The sequence below is a fragment of the Paludisphaera rhizosphaerae genome, from assembly GCF_011065895.1.
GTDB lineage: Bacteria > Planctomycetota > Planctomycetia > Isosphaerales > Isosphaeraceae > Paludisphaera > Paludisphaera rhizosphaerae.
Window position 1 is genome coordinate 28,081 of the sequence record NZ_JAALCR010000005.1, and the last position, 20,133, is coordinate 48,213.

Annotated in this window: 13 protein-coding genes; 4 read left to right on the plus strand and 9 right to left on the minus strand. The window is 67.2% G+C overall.

Going from position 1 to position 20,133, the window contains the following annotated elements; translation table 11 throughout:
* Positions 1-10: 10 nt before the first annotated feature.
* Positions 11-568, minus strand: coding sequence for a DNA-3-methyladenine glycosylase (locus G5C50_RS07690; protein WP_165067333.1), 558 nt, complete (start codon positions 566-568; stop codon positions 11-13).
* 126 nt (positions 569-694) lie between these two features.
* Between G5C50_RS07690 and G5C50_RS07695 the strand changes: the two genes are divergently transcribed.
* The gene (locus tag G5C50_RS07695; protein ID WP_165067335.1) at positions 695-2,263 is read left to right on the plus strand and encodes a hypothetical protein; all 1,569 of its coding nucleotides are present in this window, start codon (positions 695-697) and stop codon (positions 2,261-2,263) included.
* A gap of 7 nt (positions 2,264-2,270) precedes the next feature.
* Here the strand turns inward: G5C50_RS07695 and G5C50_RS07700 are convergent, their stop codons facing one another.
* On the minus strand, positions 2,271-3,017 hold the full coding sequence (locus G5C50_RS07700) for an alpha/beta hydrolase (RefSeq protein ID WP_165067338.1): 747 nt from the start codon (positions 3,015-3,017) through the stop codon (positions 2,271-2,273).
* 9 nt (positions 3,018-3,026) lie between these two features.
* A complete protein-coding gene (locus G5C50_RS07705) occupies positions 3,027-4,229 on the minus strand; it encodes a serine/threonine-protein kinase (protein WP_165067341.1) in 1,203 nt (400 codons plus the stop codon).
* Positions 4,230-4,472: 243 nt separating this feature from the next.
* Between G5C50_RS07705 and G5C50_RS07710 the strand changes: the two genes are divergently transcribed.
* Positions 4,473-5,951, plus strand: coding sequence for an Nramp family divalent metal transporter (locus G5C50_RS07710; protein ID WP_165067343.1), 1,479 nt, complete (start codon positions 4,473-4,475; stop codon positions 5,949-5,951).
* A gap of 242 nt (positions 5,952-6,193) precedes the next feature.
* On the opposite strand, the gene G5C50_RS07715 is transcribed toward G5C50_RS07710, so the two are convergent.
* The 6 genes from G5C50_RS07715 to G5C50_RS07740 all read right to left on the minus strand — a co-directional run bounded on the left by G5C50_RS07715 (position 6,194) and on the right by G5C50_RS07740 (position 14,160).
* A complete protein-coding gene (locus tag G5C50_RS07715; protein WP_165067346.1) occupies positions 6,194-9,568 on the minus strand; it encodes a PVC-type heme-binding CxxCH protein in 3,375 nt (1,124 codons plus the stop codon).
* Positions 9,569-9,718: 150 nt separating this feature from the next.
* Positions 9,719-10,180: a hypothetical protein gene (locus G5C50_RS07720; protein ID WP_165067349.1), complete on the minus strand. Its 462-nt coding sequence runs from the start codon at positions 10,178-10,180 to the stop codon at positions 9,719-9,721.
* Positions 10,181-10,237: 57 nt separating this feature from the next.
* Complete coding sequence (locus tag G5C50_RS07725; protein ID WP_165067352.1) at positions 10,238-11,398, minus strand: HlyD family secretion protein; 1,161 nt, start codon at positions 11,396-11,398, stop codon at positions 10,238-10,240.
* 32 nt (positions 11,399-11,430) lie between these two features.
* On the minus strand, positions 11,431-12,192 hold the full coding sequence (locus G5C50_RS07730) for an ABC transporter ATP-binding protein (RefSeq protein ID WP_165067354.1): 762 nt from the start codon (positions 12,190-12,192) through the stop codon (positions 11,431-11,433).
* A 62-nt stretch (positions 12,193-12,254) separates the two neighbouring features.
* A complete protein-coding gene (locus G5C50_RS07735; protein ID WP_240907006.1) occupies positions 12,255-13,463 on the minus strand; it encodes an ABC transporter permease in 1,209 nt (402 codons plus the stop codon).
* 61 nt (positions 13,464-13,524) lie between these two features.
* Positions 13,525-14,160, minus strand: coding sequence for a TetR/AcrR family transcriptional regulator (locus G5C50_RS07740; protein WP_165067357.1), 636 nt, complete (start codon positions 14,158-14,160; stop codon positions 13,525-13,527).
* A 231-nt stretch (positions 14,161-14,391) separates the two neighbouring features.
* On the opposite strand from G5C50_RS07740, the gene G5C50_RS07745 reads away from it, so the two are divergent.
* Both G5C50_RS07745 and G5C50_RS07750 read left to right on the plus strand, forming a co-directional pair.
* Complete coding sequence (locus tag G5C50_RS07745) at positions 14,392-16,872, plus strand: efflux RND transporter permease subunit (protein WP_240907007.1); 2,481 nt, start codon at positions 14,392-14,394, stop codon at positions 16,870-16,872.
* A 14-nt stretch (positions 16,873-16,886) separates the two neighbouring features.
* Positions 16,887-20,105 (plus strand): amidohydrolase family protein, encoded by a 3,219-nt coding sequence (locus G5C50_RS07750; protein ID WP_165067360.1) that lies wholly within the window; start codon positions 16,887-16,889, stop codon positions 20,103-20,105.
* Positions 20,106-20,133 lie beyond the last annotated feature (28 nt).

Here is a 20,133-nt window from a genome sequence, read left to right on the forward strand (position 1 = left end):
GGATATCGTCCTAACGTCGCGAAAGACAAGGACTCCCGGCGATCGTAAAACGCAGGGGCTCCTGCGCCCATTCCCGGGCGTAGTCCACGCCGATCCGAGGACCCGCCTCAATGGTGAACGGGGCTCCGAAATCCTTCGGCCGCACGATCGTCAACTCGCCGCCTGAAGTCAGGTCGTGCCCGTACAGCCCGAGATCAATCTCCAGGGCTCGGCAGAGCCGCCCCGGGCCGTTGGTGGCCCCAGTGATCCCAGCGACGGGTTCCAGCGCCCGTATAAGCACCGCCGACGCGTGATCGTCGGGGCCAGTGACGGCGTTCAGGCAGTGATACATCCCGTAGATCAGGTAAACATAGGCAAAACCTGGCGGTCCAAACATGACGCGGGTCCGCTTCGTCAGCCCCTTCGACGAATGCGCGGCGAGGTCGTGTGGACCCAGGTAGGCCTCGGCCTCCACGATTCGACCTACGCGGGGTTCGCCCCTAATCGTCCGAATCACGTGCATCCCCAGGAGTTCCGGGGCGACCTCCCTGGCGTTTCGGTCGTAGAACGCTCGCGGCAGGATATCCATGCGATCAGACTAACCGCGGATCGGAGGATGCTGCAACGAGGGATGATCGTTGCCTGACGCTGCCGGGCGTCGTACCCTGATCGTCGCTGTCCAGAGACGAAGACGACGTTCCACGGGAGGGCGACGATGCCGGAACGGGAGTACGTGCGGGGTGCAGCCTTCTGGATTGCGACGGCGATGGCGCTGTCGATCGGCTGGGGGATTCGGGGAAACTTCGGGCACGAGTACGGGGCGTTGATCCCCGGCGCGCTGGCGGCCATGGCGGCCGTCTTGCTCTCCGGACGTCGCGACTGGTACGACCGCCTGCCGTTCTTCGCGCTGTTTGGTGCGCTGGGGTGGTCGTTTGGCGGCAGCATCTCGTACATGCAGGTGATCGGCTATACGCATTCCGGGCATTCGCTGTCAGTCCTCTACGGTTTCGCCGCCCTCTTCGTCATCGGCTTCCTCTGGGCCGCGCCCGGGGGCGCGGGGACGGCTTTACCGGCGGAGGCCGACCGCGGTCGCCTGGTCGAACTCTTCCCCCCGATCCTCGCTGTTTTCGCAGCCTGGCAGTTTCAGGGAAGGCTCTTTGAGCCCTGGCTGCGCGGCAGGGGCTTCGACCTGAACTGGTACGACTCCGACTGGTTGGGAGTTGCGACGGCGGCGGCCGTCGTGCTCCTCTACTCAGCCGTTCGAGGGCGAATCGACCGGGCCTGTTCGCTGATCCTTCACATGGCGGGCGGTTGGTGGGTTGGGTTTGTGCTGCTCGTGCTGGTGCTCGGCCTGAGGATGACGCCGCCTCGGGGAGACAACTGGGCCGGCATGACCGGGATGGTCGTCGGCCTCTTCGTCTACTGCCTGCGCAACGGGTTGCCTCAGACAGCGCGGGCTGCGGCGGTTTCGGGTGTGGTAGGAGGGATCAGTTTCGCCGGAGCCTCCATGATCAAGCTGGTCGCCGTGACCAGCGGCTACGAGACCAACTGGCACAGCGTGCTGGAACAGACGACGGGTCTCATCAATGGACTCGGCCTGGCCGCGGCGGTCGCGGGCCTCGCCATGCGGACCGGGCCGATCGACGACGGAACGATTCCCCCAGATCGGCGATGGCCGGAGCGATTGGCGGTCGCCTTCACGTTGCTCATCATCCCGCTGGTGAACTTCCGGAAGAGCGTCAGCCACTGGGTCGACGTCCAGGCAGTACCGGCCACGATGTACGGGATCGCCGCCGAACATTGGTTCGACCTGGGATTCACGCTCGCCGCGGCGACGCTTTTCATCCTGATGATCCGCCACGACCGCCGGCCGTTCGCCGTTGTGCCGGAAAGCCCCCTGGGGCGAGGTCAGGCGCTCTTCCTGATGCTGCTGGCGATCGTCGTGGTCGGCAACTTCGAGAAGGCGGTCGTCAAGTTCGCCGATCAGAGACTCATCACCGAGGGCGTCATCTACGCGAACGCCCTGCTCTGCTCGATCATCCTGCTGGCGGCCTCGCCGGCGCGTGACGAGACTACGCCAGCGCCGACACCAAAGACCTTCGCCGGTCGTCCCGTCCGTTGGAGGCGGGTCGTTGCGGCGGGCGTGCTTGCGACGATGGCGGCGATCCTCTCGGACTGGGCGATCGTCAGAGCGATCTACGGCGACCGCTTCGCCGGCCACGCCAACTTGCACATCCGGTTCGGCCCGAACGCCACGATTCACGGCCCAAACCGACCGGGCTGATGCTCCTTCATTCGCCCAGGTCTTCGTTCAGGAACGCGATGATCTCGGCGAGCGCCTGGTCGCGGTCCCGGTCGTGCAGCGCCAGGTGGTCGCTTCGTGCGAGCGCCACAAGCCGTTTGCGTGATGAGCCGAGACGTTCAAGCAAGCGAGCCGCCCGGGCCGGTTCAACGACGGTGTCGAGGTCGCCCTGCACGATCAACGTGGGAGCGGCGACCGTCGGCAACGTCGGCTCGACAGCTTCGATCAGTTCCAGGGCGGAGGCTGCGGCGGGGAGGCTGAACGTCCGAAAGCGGTCGAGCTTCGCCAGGCGGCGGCGGGCCTCGGGATCGCGAACGGCCGGCGATCGGCGGCGGGGGTTCGGAACAAAGTACGCGAGGGTGCGAACGATCGGTCCGACGCGGAAGGGAAGCCAGTCCGTGTATCGGACGGCGAAGAAGGGCGCGATCAGCGCCAGGCGTTCGACGGGCCGGCGTGTCGCCAGATGCAAGGCGATCAGTCCTCCCGTCGAGAAGCCGACGACCGCCACAGGCCGTCCCTCCGCGGCCAGTTGATCGAACCAACGCTCGGCGGCATCGGTCCATTCAGGCCAGGTCGAGGCGGGCATGACGGGGCCGGCCCCGTCGTGGCCCGGGAGCGTCGGCGCCTCGACGCGACGGCCCGACTCCAGGAGAGCGTCGAGCAGGGGTTGAAGTTCGTAAGGGCCGCCTCCCAGGCCGTGGAGGATCAGGAGCGCGGGGCGAATGGGATCGTCCATGCCGCGATTCTATCGCATCTCGGCGCGGACGTCGGCGGAGCGGCGGCGAGGATCAAGGTGGCGGGGACGATGACAGTTGACGCCGGTGTTGAGTCGGCGATGGGCTTCGGCCGCGGCGTTGTCGAGAGCGTCGGCCAGCGCTCCGGCCGACTGGTAACGATCCTGAGGCTCGGGGGCGACGGCCCGGAGGATGACCGGCTCGAAGCAAGCGGGGAGATTCGGGTCAACCGCCCGGGGAGTCCGCGGCGAGGCCTTGGCGAGCATGGGCGCCAGCGCAGGCAGGGGAACGTCGCGGATCGGCTCGAACTGGCGGCCAAGCGTCAGGGCCTCGAACAGGGTCGCCCCCATCGAGTAGACGTCGGAGAGGATCTCGTCCGCGGGGTCCTTGCGAAGCCGTTCGGGCGCCATGTACATGGGAGTCCCAGCGCCGTCGCGCATCTGCTCGCGGGTCGCCTGGTCGAGGTCGCGGCCCAGGCCGAGGTCGCAGAGAAAGACCCCGAACGGCGACCGCCGCTCCAGCAGAATGTTCGCTGGCTTGACGTCGCGATGGACGATCCGGTGGACGTGGATGCGGTCGAGGGCCCTTGAAGACCGGGCGATCGTGCGAGCCGCCTCCACGTAATACCTCGCATCGTCCAGGTCGACGATCGGATGGAGCGGTTCGACGGGATCTCCCTGACGGCGGATCCGACGTTCGCGGATCACGTCGTGAAGCGTCACGGCCTCAATGAAAGGCATCGCCATGAAGAAGAAGCCGTCGGCCTCGCCGGCGTCGACGACCTGGAGGAGCGACGGTCCGACCAGCCGAGCCCCACGCTCGGCCTCCCGGCGGAACTGGGCGAGCCTTCGATGGTGGATCGACAATCCGGGGTTGAGGATCTTGAGAGCGACGACCCGATGTCGACCTGCGCCGCGGACGGCCTTCCAGACCTCGCCCTGAGCCCCCCTCCCTAGCCGAGCGATCAACCGATACTCGCCGATTCGCTGAAACGGCCGCAACCGCATGGCCGGCTGCGGGGCCGAAGACGTCGGAGTCGGCGTCGGCGACAGCCCAACGACGGGCGACTCCGAAACCAGACCCGCGGGTTCGTCCAGCAGCCGCGACATCAAAAGGTGAGTCGCGTGGGAATGCAGGCTCGGCTCAACCTCGATTCCTGTCTGGGGGCTGGGAGAGACGCCCCATGACGCCGGATCTTTCGCCGCGATCATCATGGTCGGTGAGCCTCCTGGGTGTCTTCGAGTCGCGGCCCACGCGCCGTCGCGATTCGGCCTCCCGATTCAACGCTAGGCTCCGACTTCGCAATCCGCCGGGAGCCGGCGACGCTTGTTGCCCAATCGCGACGCATGCTGCCTTTCCGCACCATCGACCAGGCGGTGGCGTCGACCGCCGCGGGCCTTTAGGATGGTCGCCGTCGCGAGGCTGAAGGGTCGTCAAGTCGGATCGGAGTCTGATCGATGAGTGAGCTTGCGCACGAGGAGAACGACCTCTACGCCACGCCGGCCGAATCCGTGGAGGAACCGCCGCGATCCTTGGTGAAGGCGCTGGGGCGGATCGGCCCCGGATTGATCCTGGCGGCTGCGATCGTCGGCACGGGCGAACTCATCAACACGACGGGCCTGGGAGCGAAGGCCGGGTTCACGCTGCTCTGGCTGATTTTGGCCAGTTGCGTCGTCAAGGTCTTCGTCCAGATCGAGTTGGGGCGGTACGCGATCGTTCACGGCAAAACGACGCTGGCGGCCTTCGACACCCTTCCAGGGCCTCGGGTGGGGGCGTCTTGGGTCTGCTGGCTCTGGCTGTTCATGATGCTGGCGACCCAGGCGCAGATCGCCGCGATGGAAGGGACCGTCGGCCAGGCGGCCCACATGGCCTTCCCAGGAGCGTCCGACTCCATGGCCCAGGCCGTGGCGGCGGTTTCGCCCTCGTGGGGGACGTTCCTCCAGTCCCACGAGGAGTACATCTGGGCGGCGCTGACGACGATCGCGGCCTCGGCCCTGCTGCTCTCAGGGGGCTATCGGCGGATCGAGTTCATCACGACGATCCTGGTAGCCGCCGTAACGCTCTTCACCGTCGCCAGCGTGGCGATCCTCCAATGGACGAGGTTCCGCATCGGTCTGGCGGACGTGGCCTCGGGCTTCACGTTCGCCCTGCCGGCGACGGCCGTGGCGCTGGCGTTCTCGGCCTTCGGCATCACGGGCGTCGGCGCGGCGGAATTGGTGGCCTACCCTTACTGGTGTATCGAGAAAGGATACGCCCGATTCGTCGGCCCTAAGCCCGTCAGCGACGATTCGAGATGGGTCGACCGCGCCCAGGGCTGGACGCGTGTGATGCAGCTCGACGCCTGGGTCAGCATGGTCGTCTTCACGATCGCCACGGTCGCGTTCTACATGCTGGGAGCGGCGGTGCTGCATCCCCAGGGGATGGACCCCAAGGGGCCGGACATGATCCCGACCCTGGCGCAAATGTACCTCGGCCCCCTGGAAGGGACGCCGCTGGCGCCGCTGAGAGGCGGCGTGAGGATCGCCTTCCTGCTGGGTGCATGGGCCGTTCTGTTCAAGACGCTGTACGTCGCCACCGCAGCCAACAGCCGATTGACGGTGGACTTCCTTGGGATCACCGGCCTCTGGCGTCCCTCGGGCGAGGTTGGCCGTGAGCGAGCGATCAAGGTCTTCTGCGTCGTCTATCCCCTGCTGGCGCTGGTGCTGTACTACGCCGTCCGCGAGCCCCAGGGGCTGGTCAAAGCCGGCGGCATGGCCCAGGGGTTGATGCTCCCCCTGATCGCCGGCGCGACGATTTATCTCCGCCGCCGCGACGACGACCCCCGCGTCGGCCCCTCACGCCTTAGCGACGTCTTCACCTGGATCGCGTTCATCGCCATCTCGGCCGTTGCGGGCTACAGCGTGTTCGACCTGGCGAGGAGCTTTGTGAAGTCGTGAGGCGGTGGATCTCGTCTCCGTCGCCGCCGGTAGCCCATCGTTCCCTCTCCCGCCGGGAGAGGGAACGATGGGCCGGGTGAGGGTCGTCGGACTGTAGGCTTAGCGACGGGTCTTCGATCGCCTCCGTCCGACATGCCCTCCGAAATCCCATGACCCTCACCCGCCGCTGCGCGGCTGCCCTCTCCCGGCGGGAGAGGGAGCTGCGAATCGCCGCACCGCGGTTGGTGATGTGGGAAACAGCCTCACGGCTGTCCGAACGGCTCCGTGGTCGAGAGGAACTCAACCAGGTCGCGGATCTCGGGCTTGGAGAGGTCCTTGATGATGTCCTCGGGCATGGCCGAGGCGCCGCGGGCCTTCTCCTCGATCTCGCTCTTGGGAATCACCACCGTGTTCCCCTCGGCCGTGACGAGACGGACCTCTTTCTCGTCCTCGGACTTCACGATCCCCGCGACGACCTGGCCGTTCTCGCGGGCGATCACCTGGGTTTCGAAGCCCTGGGCGATCTGCTTGTTAGGAATGACGATCGACTCGAGAACGTACTCCCGGCCCTTCTTACGGCCGATGCCGGCCAGTTCGGGGCCGACCTCTCCGCCGTCGCCAGAGACCTTGTGACAGCGCATGCACTGGACCTCCGCCTTCTCGCGGAAGATCTGACGGCCACGCTCGGCGTCGCCGCCGGCAAGAGCGTCGCGATAGGCGGCCAGTGGATCCTTCGAGTCGCGGAGCGCCTCGTAGCCCGCCAGCCCCTTCTTCACCTCGGCAGCTTCCCGCTTCGCGACGGCCTCGGTCAGGTCGAGGCGAACCTCCGGAGGGAGTTCGCCGGCCTGGAGCTTCGTGAGCCACTTCGCGAGGACCGCGTCGGACTTCGCCCCAGGGATTGAGCCCAGAGTGGCAAAGGCCGCCTGCTTCTCGGACGCCGCGCCGGATTGGAGCACGGTAGAGGCCTCATCGACGGCCCGTTCCGGCTCCAGGCGGGCGAGGATCCGCAGGCCCTCCGAACGAACGGGGCCGGCCTGGTCCTTCATGGCGGCGGCAACGGACTCGGCGAGATTCTCATCTTTCAACGCATCGAGAGCGCGAAGGGCCTCGACGCGCGAGCCAGCCGGGAGCGAGACGTCGGCGGCGAGACCTCGGAGCGACGGCCCGGCGTCGGCGACCTTCAACTCGGCCACGGCCGCAGCCGTAGCGCTGCGGACCTTGTTGGACGAACCGGAAACCAGCTTGGGAAGCGCCGAGGTCATCGCGGCGACGGCCGGCTCGGCCGAACGCTTGGACTCGCCCCGCCACAACCCCGTCAGCGGATGCAAGGCCGACGGCTCGCCCCACTTGGCGAGCATCCCCAGAGCCTCGACCCGGATCGATTCGGGAACGTCCGAGCGAGCGGCGATCGCGGCGAGAGGGCGTGGGTCGGCCTCGGACCGGCCGAAGCCCTCGCTGGCGGTCAGCACGCGCCGCCAGAGCGCCTCGGACAGGTTCGCTTTCGTCGCCATCGCCGCCAGCTTGCCGATCGCCTGTTCCATTCCGGGACGCTCGGTGATGCAGCGGGCGGCTTCCAGCACGATCGCCGGGACGGCGTCGTCAAGGAAACGGGCGACGGCCGGGTCGTCGAGCCTTCGCATCGTCAGCAGCACCGCCATGCGGACCTCAACCGAGGAGTCGCCAGCGCGGGCGACGATTCGCTCGCGAGCCTTCGCGTCCTCGGCGGCGCGGGCCAGCGCGAAGACGGCCGCGTGTCGCAGGTATGGGTCAAGCCCGTCGCCGGCGGCGATCCGATCCATGATCGGCCCGACCACTTCGGCCGAGGGTGCCAGCCTGGCCAGGGAGAGCATGGCGAAAAGCCGCACACGGGGGTTCTCATCCTGCACAAGCGGAAGGATCGCGGCCGGCGGGGTCGCCGTCCATTCCGTCGACGCCCGCGCCGCCTGAGCGCGGACATCGGCGTCGGAGTCCTTCAGCAGGGCGAGCAGGACAGGCGACAGCTCGCGACGGCGGGCGTCGTCGGAGCCTCGGAGAACCTGGCCGATCCCCCAGACGCCGTGGAACCGCGAGTGATTCGCGTCGGCCCCCTGAGCGACGCGGACGAGCGTCGCCTGGGCGTTGCCGCGTCCCGCCTTGGCGCGATCAGCCAGCGTGAACTGGGCCTCCTGGCGGACGCGGCGATCCGGATAGGACAACAGCCGGCCAAGTTCCTCGTCGGAGCGGCCGTCGAAGCCCTCGGCGATCAGCTTGCGGGTCTCGGCCACGCGGGGGTCGGAAGCGGCCGACGGGTCGGAGACGCGCCAGATGCGGCCCTTGCCGGTCTTGTCCCAGCCCTTGATCCAGTCGCTCACGTAGAGCGCGCCGTCGGGCGCGAAGTCGCAGTCGGTGGCCTGAAGGCCCCAGAGGAACTGCCTGGGATCGGCCAGCTCGAACGAGGCCCCCTTGGGCTTGGCGAGGAACGAGCGGACGCCGCTGGTGGCGGCTGCGCCTCGGAAGTCGCTCAGGTAGAATCGCCCCAGCTCACCGTCGTTGAGGCCAACGCCTGGGTAGTAGGTCAGGCCGGAGGGGCCGTCGGCGAAGTTGATGATCGGCGGGATCATGTAGGCGGGCTTGCCGTCCCACTCGGGCGTCCACATCTTCTCGCTGTTCCAGACGCCTCGGGCGTTGGGCTTGTTGATGAACTGGAAGCCGATCCGCCAGCCGCTGTCTCCCCCCTCGACGATGTGGACGAAGCGAGCCTTGTCGCCGCCGTCGGAGTTGTTGTCGACGGTGAAGAGGTCGCCCGAGTCGTTGAAGGCGAGTTCCTGGGGATTCCGCAGGCCGGTCGCGACCACTTCCAGGTTCGTGCCGTCCGGCTCGCAGCGGAGGACCGAGCCGGTGTCGATCACCGCGAGTTCCTTGCCGTCCAGCGTCTTGACGTTGAAGCCGCGGTCGCCGATCGAGAAATACAGCTTGCCGTCGGGCCCGAAGATCAGGCCGTGCAGGTCGTGGCCGAGGAAGCCGACGTGGACTCCATAGCCGTTGTGCAGGAGCTTGCGGACGTCGGCCTTGCCGTCGCCATTCGTGTCCTTGAGCATCCAGAGGTCGGGGATGCAGGTGAAGTAGACGTCCCCCTTGCGGGCCAGCACGCCGGCCCCGATGCCGGTCTCGGGAAGGTTGAAGCCGTCGGCGAAGACCTCGGCGTGGTCGGCCTTGCCGTCGCCGTCGCGGTCCTCCACCAGCCGAATGCGGTCATGCTCGACGCGGTAGTCGGCGAACTCCTGCAGCGTGAAGAATTTGCGGTACATGGCGACGCGGTCGGAGACCGTCCGCGCGGCCAGGTCGTCGACCAGCCAGTTCATGTGGCCGCGAGTATCGGTCACGCCGTCGCTGTGGCGGAAGGTCTCGACGACGTAAAACCGCCCCTTCTCGTCGGCGTGGAAGGCCACGATGTTCGCCACGTTTGGTTCGGCGGCGAACAGGTCCACCTTGAACCCGGGGAGGACCCGTAGGGCCTTTTGCGCCGTTTCAGGGTCGGGAACTTGCCCGACGGGCTTCCGCTTGTTCGACTCGTCGTCGGCCGCGGCCGATCGACCGACGGCCGTCGCCAGCAAGGCGAGGAGGCCAAGAAATGCGACAGCGCCCAGACGTCGAATCATGGATGTCCTCGCGAGCGAGCAAGTGGCAATGGTTGCGGGGACGCCGCAGACCCACAGGCCGGACCCGCCCCCGTCGAGGACGTCATCGTAGCATATCAATCTCCCGGTCTTCGAGCCGCGTTCCGCGCGATCCAGCCGAGAGACAGGGCGTCAAACAGGCTTCGACCGACGCGTCGAGGGAACCGAAGATCCGCCGCCCTCCGCATACCGGGCGAGCATCCGCCCCCACGCCAGGGACTGAGCCCGACTGCGCAACCCACAGCCAACGGCGAGCATGAACAGTGCGATCGTCAGCAGTGCCGGAATGGCGAAGGTGGGGAGCGGACCCTTGGGAAGGTTCGAGGCCACCGACCAGACGACGAACGAGCCCAGTGTAAAGATCACGCCGGCGGCGAGGCGCGGGACCAAAAGCGCCCCGGCCACCGCGAAATGGGACGCGCCGAGCAGCAATTGGAGCGTCGGGCTGACCCCCGCCCGTTCCAGCTCCACCGACAGACGGGGTAGAAGCAAACCACAGCCCAACGCCGCGAAAGCAAGAGCGAGAGTGACTCTAAGGCCGACCAGGGCGAACCGGTCGCGCCTCTTCACAATCTTTCGTCGATCCGCCGCCATTTGGAATGCTCCTCTCAAGCCCCGAGTGGATGAGCGTAGGGAAGACTCTGCTGAACTTCATCCGCCGACCTTCTCGGTCGCCGGGACGGCCGGAGCCGGCGTCGGCTTCGGAGCATCGCCGAACGGATCTTCGGGCCGCCCCACGGCGTCGAACGCGGCGTCCCAGCGGTCCTTCGGCACCTTGATGTAAACGTCCATCTGCTGGCCCACATAGACCCGATCCTGGCAGCCGTCGGGGAGCGAATACACCACCCGAAGGACCCGGGTGTCGACCCGTTCGGACGTCGCGCCGGTCAGGCTCTGCTTGGGGATCATGTAGGGTTCGACGTACTCGAATTTCAGGGCCAGTCGACCATGCGATCGGCCCTTGAGGTAGGCTGCGGCCATCGACGCATGATCGAAAAGCGGGACGTCGTTCTCGTCGATGTCGACCCGGACGTGCAGGCGGTTGACGTCTCCCAGGACGATCATCGGCTCGTTCCAGTTCGTCGCGGCGAACTGGCCGGGACGGACGTTGAGCTGAAGGACGTCGCCGTCGATCGGGGCCCGGACGGTATGTCGGTCGAGCAACAGTTTGCAACTGTCCAGCTCGCTCTGGGCGAGCTTCACGGCGACCTTCGACACATCGACGTCCTCCTGCCAGCTCCCCTTCTTCACCCTTTCCAGCTCCGCGATAGCGCGGTCGAGAGACGCCTTGGCCGCGTAGTAGGCGAACTTGTCCTTGTCGAGGTCGCTGGAGGGAACGGCCTGCCGACTGAAGAGTTGCCGGGTGCGTCCCAGGGCCGTCTCGGCGTCGTCGAGCTTGGCCTGCGCCTCCTCGACCGCAGCTTCCAGAGGCGGCAGGTCTTCAGGACGAGGAGCGGCCTGCAGTTTGTGAAGCTGGGCGCAGGCCGATTCCAACTGAGCCTGCTTGACGCCGATCTGCCCGCGGACCTCGCGGTCGTCCACAAGGAAGAGAGGGTCGCCCTGCTTCACATGGTCCCCCTTCTTGACGTGAACCTGGATGACGACGCCCGGGATGCTCGCGCCGATCGGGATGTTCTCGCGACGCGACTCGACCAGGCCCGAGCCTGCGAGCATCCGTTCCTTGGCGGGTCGCGGGTGGGGCTGGATGACGGGCTTCGAGGGCTCGGGCGACTTCGCCCCCATCACCGTCGAGACGATGGAGTACACGACGCCCGCGATGGCCAGAATCGGGATGATGCGACGGGTCAGCATGGCGATCGCCCTATACACGTGGAAAGGATGGCTCAGGCGGCGGGAGACTGGGATCGTTGCTCGTGCTTGGTGATGCGGCCGTCGTCCATGTGGACCGTGCGGTCGCCGTACTGGAAGATCCGGTTGTCGTGGGTCACGACGATGACGGCGCGGTCAGGTCGGACGACGCTCGAATGGAGCAGTTCCATGACCGTGTGCCCCGTCTCGTGGTCGAGCGCCGCGGTGGGCTCGTCGCAGACGAGCAGGGCCGGGTCGTGAACCAACGCCCGGGAGATGGCCACCCGCTGCTGCTGGCCGCCGGAGAGTTGCCTGGGGAGGCTCTCGGTCCGTCCTCCCATTCCAAGCTGTTCCAGCACGTCCCTGCTCCGGCGCACGGCGTCCTTCCAGGTCCACCCGGCCAGCACCAGGGGGACGGCCGCGTTCTCGGCGGCGGTCAGGGCCGGCAGGAGGTTGTACTGCTGGAACACGAAGCCGATCTTCTGGGCGCGGAAGACCGTCTTGGCGTGGTCGCTCATCCTCGTGAGGTCCCGACCGAAGACCGAAACCTCCCCCTCGTCGGCGTCGAGAACGCCGGCGATGATCGACAGCAGCGTCGTCTTGCCACAGCCCGAGGGGCCGACGATCATCGACATCTCCCCGGCGAACACGTCCCAGTCGACCGAACGGAGCACCGTGACGCGCTGGTTGCCCGAGCCGAAGTGCTTGCACAGGCCCCGGATCCGCACGGCCGTCTCTCGAGGGAACGCGGCCTCAACCGCCGGATTGAAGATCGGACTTTCGCTCGCGTGCGACATTCGAGCCCCTCCCCTGCTCCACCAGCCTCGATCGACGACGATTCCCGATCCGAGGCCGACCGTCAGCCCCGGAAAACGACCGCCGGCTCCAGCACCATCACCCGCCGAATACAGAGCAGGCTGGACGCGACGCAGATGAAGACCACGACCGCCGCCGTGAGCGGAAGCAGAGGCCACCAGACGAAGAACTCGACCTCACCGCCCCCCGCCGACGCTCGGTCGGCGACGAACGTGGAGATCCCGACCCCGAGCCCGTATCCGATGAGCCCCACCACGGCCGCCTGGAGCAGGATCATCCCGACGATCTTACGGTTCGTCGCGCCCATCGCCTTCAGGGCGCCGAACTGCTTGAGGTTGTCCACCGTGAAGAGGTAAAACGTCTGGCCGGCGATCGCCGTCCCCACGAACAAACCGAGCAGCGATGTGATGCCGAAGTTGATCACGATCCCGGTGTTCGTCAGGAAGAAGAGGATCGTCTTGCGGGCGAAGTCCTCCGCGCTGTAGGCCCCCAGGCCCGTCTTGGTCCGGATATTCGTCGCCACGTCGGCCGATTTCCACGTCGGGTCGGTCTTGACCAGGATGAAGCTGAGGACCTTCCGCTCCTGGGCGACGAACTGCTTGGCGCGACCGTAAGTCGTGTAGACGACCGCGTTGGAGCCGAACGTGGGGGCCGCCTTGCAGACGCCCACGATCGTCGCGCGGTGATCGTTCATCTCCATGTCCCGACCGAGGAACCGGTTGTAGAACGCGTCGCCCAGCTTTTCGAGATCCTGCCAGGGCTCTCCGGGGTAGTACTTGGGGAGTTGCATCTTGTCGATGATGATCGCGTCGGGCATCCGCAGGTCGAGCAACTCGCCGGCGATGATCTTGTCGGGGGTCGGCGCTCCGACGAGGGTGGTGTCGTCCAGGCCGAGCAGGATCACCGACTCAATCATCGTCGCCGGATCGCCCTTGGCGTCGGTCGTGTTCAGCTTGGCCCGGCCCGACCCCTTGTAGAACGGGACCGCCCATTCGACGCCCTCGACGCCCCGAACCCGGTGGAGGTTGCTCTCCATCATCGCCTTGACGTCGTCGATGTGGCGGACGTTCGGGTCCATCACCCACAAATCCACGCCTGAAACGTCGTTGATTTGACCAGCGGTCCGCCTCATCAGGCCGCAGAAGATGGAGCCCTGCTGCATGATCAGCAGCGCGGCGAATGTGAGCCCGATGAGGATTCCGCAGAACTTGGCCGTGTCGCCCATCAGCATCTTCAGTGCGATCCGCCACATGATCCGGCCCTCGTTGGAATCCTCGTCGAATGGCTCAATCCTCGTCGGCGTTGAGCTACTATCACGTCCGTCGCTGTTTCGCGGCTCGCGACCTTTTCACTCCCCCGCCCAGACGCGCCTCCAGCATCACCTTGAGTGTGCGGACCACCTCGGCCCGTTCGAGGGCCTGAGGGTCGACGTTGAGCTGCATGTTCAGACCGCTCAGCACACCGTGGATGATCGCGGCGAGCGCCTCGACCTCTCCCGCCGCCAACCCCGCCTCGCGGGCTCGCTCGGATAGGTCGCGGGCGATCATTTTCCGGATGTCGACGTACTCGGCCGCCAACCGCGCCCGGAAGTCCTCGCGATGGGAGATCTGGGCTAGAAAGGTGTAATTGAGGGCGTCGACCTCGTCGTTCGCGGGCTTCCGATTGATCATGAAGTCGAGCCCGCGCTCCAGACGCTCCCAGCCCGAACCCGCCGTCGCCATATCCGCATCGCCGACGGCCTTGATCCGGGTCATCGTCTCGTCGAAGACCGCCAGCAGGATGCTCTCCTTGGTCGGAAAGTGATACGTGAGCACGCCTCGGCTGATCCCGGCTTCATGCTCGATCTCGGAGAGCGACGCCCCCTGGATGCCCTTCTGCTGGATGACCCGACAGGCCGCGTCCACGATCTGCGCCCGCCGAATCGCCCCAACGTCCACTCGTTCCGCCATGACGCCCTCGTTTAGACTGATCGGTCTAATAGTAGACCATTCGGTCTACACGTCAAGAAACTTCGCCGACAATTCCTGCAGGGTACTTTGATCGCCGACGACCGGCCTGGGTGCAGCCCCCGGCGCTCTCAAAGCCCGGCCGCCCTGGTAAACTGGCCAATCTTTGGCGGCGGCCCGAAACTCGGAGCGGCCGTGGATGGATCGAACTCACCAGGAAGGATCGTCGGACGCGTGATCGAACTTCTGCTGCGCTCGCGCTACGTGGTCGGGTCGATCGTGCTGGCGTTGCTCGCCTATCTGATCGTCTTCGGCGAGAAGGTCGGCTACGAGCAGTCGATCGGGTCGTTCTTCGCCGAGGACGACCCGGACATGAACGTGTACCAGGACGCCGCGACGAAGTTCGGCGACGACAACTTCGTCTTCCTGGTCTATGACGATCCCGACGTGATCAGCCCGGCCGGAATGGATCGCGCCGCCGATCTGGCCGCGGCCGTCGGGGGCGGGTCGATTCCCGGTGTGATGCGCGTCGAGTCCATCGACGCCATGCCCCTCGTCTGGGCGATCGACGACGCCCTGCTGGCCGTGGACAGGCTCCCCGGCTTCGCGCGCAAGGCCGCCATGAACGCGGCGCTCGGGGCGGTGAAGAACATCGACCTGAAGACCAACAAGATGACCGTCGGCGGGGCCGTCCGCTCGACGGACGCATCTCGGCTGGGCCCCATCAAGGAGCGGCTGACCAAGAACCCGATGTTCGTCGGCACGCTGATCGACTCGACGGCAACGACGACCGCCGTCGTCGCGAGGCTCCGGAAGACGAACGACCACGACGTCGTTTCCACCATCAAGGCGCTCCGCGAGAAGGCCGACGCCTTCGCCGAGCGTCATCACCTGCCCCGGCCGGCGGTCGTGGGCCCGCCGGCGCTTCTGGGGGACGGCTTCGCGGCGATCGAGGTCGACGGACGCAGGCTGGCGGCGGTGGGGATGATCCTGATCGCGCTGGTGACGCTCTCCGCCGTGCGAAGCGTCTGGTGGGCGATCGTGCCGATGGCCGCCGGCTGGACGGTCTGGCTGGCGACCGAGACCTTGCTGAGCCGCTTCCACATCCGACTGTCGCTCTCGGGCGGGCCGCTTGTGGCTCAGATCATCGTCCTGACGATGCCGGCCGCGAGCCACCTGGCGATCCACTTCCGCGACGACCGCCGCAAGCTCCCCGCGCGTGACGCCGCCCGCGAAACGCTTTCCAAGGTCTCGACTCCCATCGTCTGGACGGCGATCACCGGCGCGATCGGCTACCTGGCGCTGTTGACGAGCGACGTCCTGCCGATCCAGCAGTTCGGGGCGATCCTCGGGACCTGCACGCTGGTCGCCGCGATCCTGGTGATGGCCCTGGCGCCGATCGCCATGCTGCCGCCGTTCCCGCTGGAGATCCCCGTGCGACAGGGCTCGAAGTCGCGCGTCTCCGGATTGATGAACCGGCTGACGGTGCTGGTCCACCAGCATCCGACGATCGTCGTCGCGACGGTCGCCGCTGTGACTCTGCCCCTGTCGCTAGGCGTCTTCAGGCTGACCTACGAGACCAACTACATCAACCTGTTCAAGCCGCAGGCCCGGGTCGTTCGCGACTACGGGACCGTGGAGAACAAGCTCGGCGGCATCGGCCTGGTGGAAATCGTGGCCCCGGTCGGCCCCAAGGGTCTGGACTACGACGCCATCGCGAAGCTCGACCGCGTTGGCCGCACGATTCGCGGCCTCGAACCGGAGAATCCTCGCGCGATCGCCCAGGTCCTTTCGCTGGCGACGGTCATGGATCCTGACGGCCGGATCGCCGCCCTCGACGAGCAAGCCCGAGCCCGCGTTTTGGCCGGCAAGCTGGAGTTGATCGAGGCCTCGCCGCAGGCGTCGCTCCTGCGAAGCTTCTGGAATCCCGAGGCGAAGGAGACGCGAATCCTCGTCCGGCTCCTGGAACAGCAGCCGGCGGCGGCCAAGGCGTCGATCTTCCACCGGGCCGAGGAAGCCGCTCGCGCCGAGTTCGGCCCGGAGGCCCACCTGACGGGCCTGTCGTTCCTGATGACGAAGACGACCGAAGGCGTCGTCGCCACGCAATGGAGCACCTTCGCCTGGTCGGCGCTGGGCATCCTGGTGATGCTCACGCTGGCCTTCCGCAGCATCGTCCTGGCGGTGCTCGCGCTCTTGCCGACCTTGCTGTCGGTAGCCTTTGTGCTGGGCCTGATGGGTTGGCTCTCGATCAAGCTGGACATCGCCACGGCCCTGGTGGCGAGCGTCGCGCTGGGGCTTTCGGTGGACGATACGTTCCACTGCCTGATCCAGTTCCACAAGCTGCGCAAGACGAGAGGATTCCGCCGGAGCCTGTTCGCCAGTTACGCCGTTTCGGGACCGGGCGTGCTGCTGTCCAGCCTGGCGGTGGCGATCGGCTTCCTGGCGCTTCGGACCAGTGAATTCGAGCCCTTCGTCAATTTCGGGACGATGGTGGCCGTGGCGACGGCCGGCAGCACGCTGGGAAACCTGGTGCTCCTCCCCGCCTGCCTGACGCTGGGCGAACGCCTCCGCCGACGAGCCGTCGCCGCGAGTTCGTCGTCCCCCGCTCACCCCGCCACGTCGCGGGCTCCTCTTCCGCCGGTCGTCCCGCCTCCGGTAATCTCGGGGGATGCGCCGCCGGCAGCCAGGACGAGCGGCGGGAATGGATCGAGCTGAACGAGGATCGTCGCATGAGCATGTCATGGGTGAATTGGGCGCGAACCCTCGCGCTAGGGGTTCTGCTGGCGCTCGGCGGCCGAACGATGGCGGCCGATGAGGCGCCGGCGGACGTCGTGCTCCGCGGCGGGACCCTCGTCGACGGCACCGGCGCCGCGAGACGCACGGCCGACGTCGCGATCAAGGGCGACCGGATCATCGCCGTCGGCGACCTGTCGGAGATGGCCCGGACGAAGACGATCGACGCCGCCGGCCTGGTCGTGGCCCCCGGCTTTATCGACCTCCACACCCACTCCGACGACGGCATCGTCGGCGCCAAGGGGCGGCTCAACCTCAACTACATCACCCAGGGCGTCACCACGATCGTCACCGGCAACTGCGGGATGGGGCCGATCGACGTCGAGGGCTACTTCAAGCGGATCGACGGCTCCGGCGCGGGCTCGAACGTGATCCACCTGATCCCGCACGGGGCCATCCGTCGAGCGGTTCTGGGCGTCGAGGACCGCGAGCCCAACCGCGCGGAGTTGGACCGGCTCAAGGAGATGACGAAGAAGGCGATGGACGCCGGCGCGTGGGGGATGTCTACAGGCCTGATCTACGTCCCCAGCCGATACGGCCGCCTTCCCGAACTGGTCGAGTTGGCGAAGGTCGTGCACGGCTACGGAGGCATCTACGCCAGCCACATTCGCAACGAAGAGTCCGGCCTGCTTGAAGCCGTCGACGAGGCGTTGGCGATCGGCGAGCAGTCCGGCGCGTCGGTGCACATCTCGCACCTGAAGGCCAGCGGCCGACGTAACTGGGGCAAGACCGCCGTCGCGTTGGAGAAGATCGCCGAGGCCCGCGCCAAGGGCCGCGTCGCCACGGCCGACCAGTATCCGTACGTCGCCTCCAGCACGTCGCTGGGCGCGATGGTCGTCCCGCACTGGGCCGTCCGCGTGAGCAAGGAAGAGTTCGCCAAGATGGCGGACGACCCCGTCCAGGGCCCCAAGCTTCGAGAGGAGATCCTCCAGGCGCTCGACGAGCGCATGGGAGGCGCGGCCATCCGGTTGACCGTCTACAACCCCAAGCCCAGCCGCGTCGGCAAGGACCTGGCGACGATCGCCAAGGAGGAAGGCTCGACCCCGCTCGACGTCGTCCTGGACGTCCAGCGCCACGGCGGGACGCAGGCGATCAACTTCAGCATGAGCGAGGACGAGGTCCGGAACGTGATGAAGTCCGAGTACGTCGCGACGGCCTCCGACGGCGGTGCCCGCGGCGAGATCAACGACGAGTCTCGCCCCCATCCTCGCTCCTTCGGCACCTTCCCTCGCAAGATCCGTTACGCCGAAGACGAGCACGTCATCACCCTCGAACAGGCCGTCCGCGCCAACGCCGGGCTGCCGGCCCAGATCCTCGGCCTCCCGGACCGCGGCGTCGTTCGTCCGGGAGCCTATGCGGACATCGTCGTCTTCGACCCCAAGACCTTCCGCGACAAGGCGACCTTCGAGGACCCGCAGGTCTACGCCGAGGGGGCGAAGTACGTCTTCGTCAACGGCGTCGCCGTGATCTCCGAAGGGAAGCGGCCCGATTTCCCGACGAACGCCGACAAGCTCCCTGGTCGGGCGCTTCGACTGAAAAAGGACGGCCCGGCCGACGTCGTTCTGATCCCCGGGCGAATCTGGACGGGGGATTCCGCCAAACCCTGGGCCGAAGCATTGGCGATCCGCGAGGGCGAGGTCGTCGCTGTCGGTTCGCGTTCCGATGCCCTGCTCTACAAGGGGCCGTCGACCCGTGTGATCGAGGCCCCCGGCACGCTGGCGACCCCCGGATTGGTCGATGCGCACGGCCACATCCAGCAGCTCGGCGCCAGCCTGCTCCAACTCGACCTGCGCGGGGTGAAGTCGCTCGACGAGGTGGCGAAGCGAGTGAAGGAGCACGCCGAGAAGCTCCCGCCCGACGCCTGGATCCTGGGGGCGAACTGGGACCAGAGCCTCTGGCCCGGCGGGGAGTTCCCAGACGCCTCCACACTCGACGCCGCTGCGCCTGGGCGGGCCGTCTGGCTTTCGCGGGTCGACGGCCATGCCGGCTGGGCCAGCACCGAGGCGATGAAGCGGGCGAAGATCGACGCGAGCACCCAGCCCCCGTCCGACGGCCAGATCCACCACCTGCCCGACGGTAAGCCCTCAGGCGTTTTCATCGACGGCGCGATGGGGCTTGTCGGTCGAGTCGTCCCGCCCTCCTCACGCGAGGAGCTTCGCGAACAGATCCTCACCGCCCAGGATCGCATCCTCTCGCTCGGCCTGACAGGCATCCACGACGCAGGAGTCTCGCGCCGAGAGGCTGAGGTCTTTGGAGATCTGGACAAGGAGGGGGCCCTGAAGCTCCGCGTCTACGCGATGGCGTCGCTCCCGTCGGGTCGCGAGGTCCAGGCCCTCAGCATGGCTCCCGTCGAGAAGCCGACGACGAGCCGGTTTGAGATGCGCGCCGTCAAGCTGTTCATCGACGGCGCGATGGGCTCGCGCGGCGCCCTCCTGTTCGAGCCCTACGCAGACGACCCGCACAACAAGGGGCTGTTCCTGATCGATCCGGGCGACCTCGAGAAGATCACCGTCGCCGGCCTGAAAAACGGCTGGCAGATCGCCGTCCATGCGATCGGCGACAAGGGGAACGCCCTGGTGCTCGACGCCTTCGCCGCCGCGCGAAAGGCCGTGCCCGAGGCAACCGACCCGCGCCTGAGGATCGAGCACGCCCAGGTCGTCCGCAAGGAAGACGTGAAACGGTTCAAGGAGCTGGGGGTGATCGCCTCGATGCAACCCTCACACTCCAGCGACGACATGCGTTGGGCCGACGCGAGGCTCGGCCCCGGGCGCGTCGACGGCGCCTACGCCTGGCGGTGGTTCCTCGACGCCGGCGTCCCGCTGGCCTTCGGCAGCGACTTCCCGGTCGAGATCGTCGACCCGCAGTGGGGCGTGTACGCCGCGCTCACGCGACAGGACGCCCAGGGCTATCCCGCCGGCGGCTGGCATCCCGACCAGCGAATGAGCCTCGACGAAACCCTCCGCGCCTTCACCGCCGGTTCCGCCTACGCCGCCTTCGCCGAGAACCGCCTGGGCGTCCTCAAACCCGGCTTCCGCGCCGACGTCACCGTCTTCGACCGCGACCTGTTCAAGGTCCCGCCGTCGGACGTCCTCGCCTCGAAGATCCGCTACACGATCGTCGATGGCGGCGTGGCGTATGAAGCGAGCCAGCCGTAAAGTCCAACTGCGTCCTACGCGGCCGCTC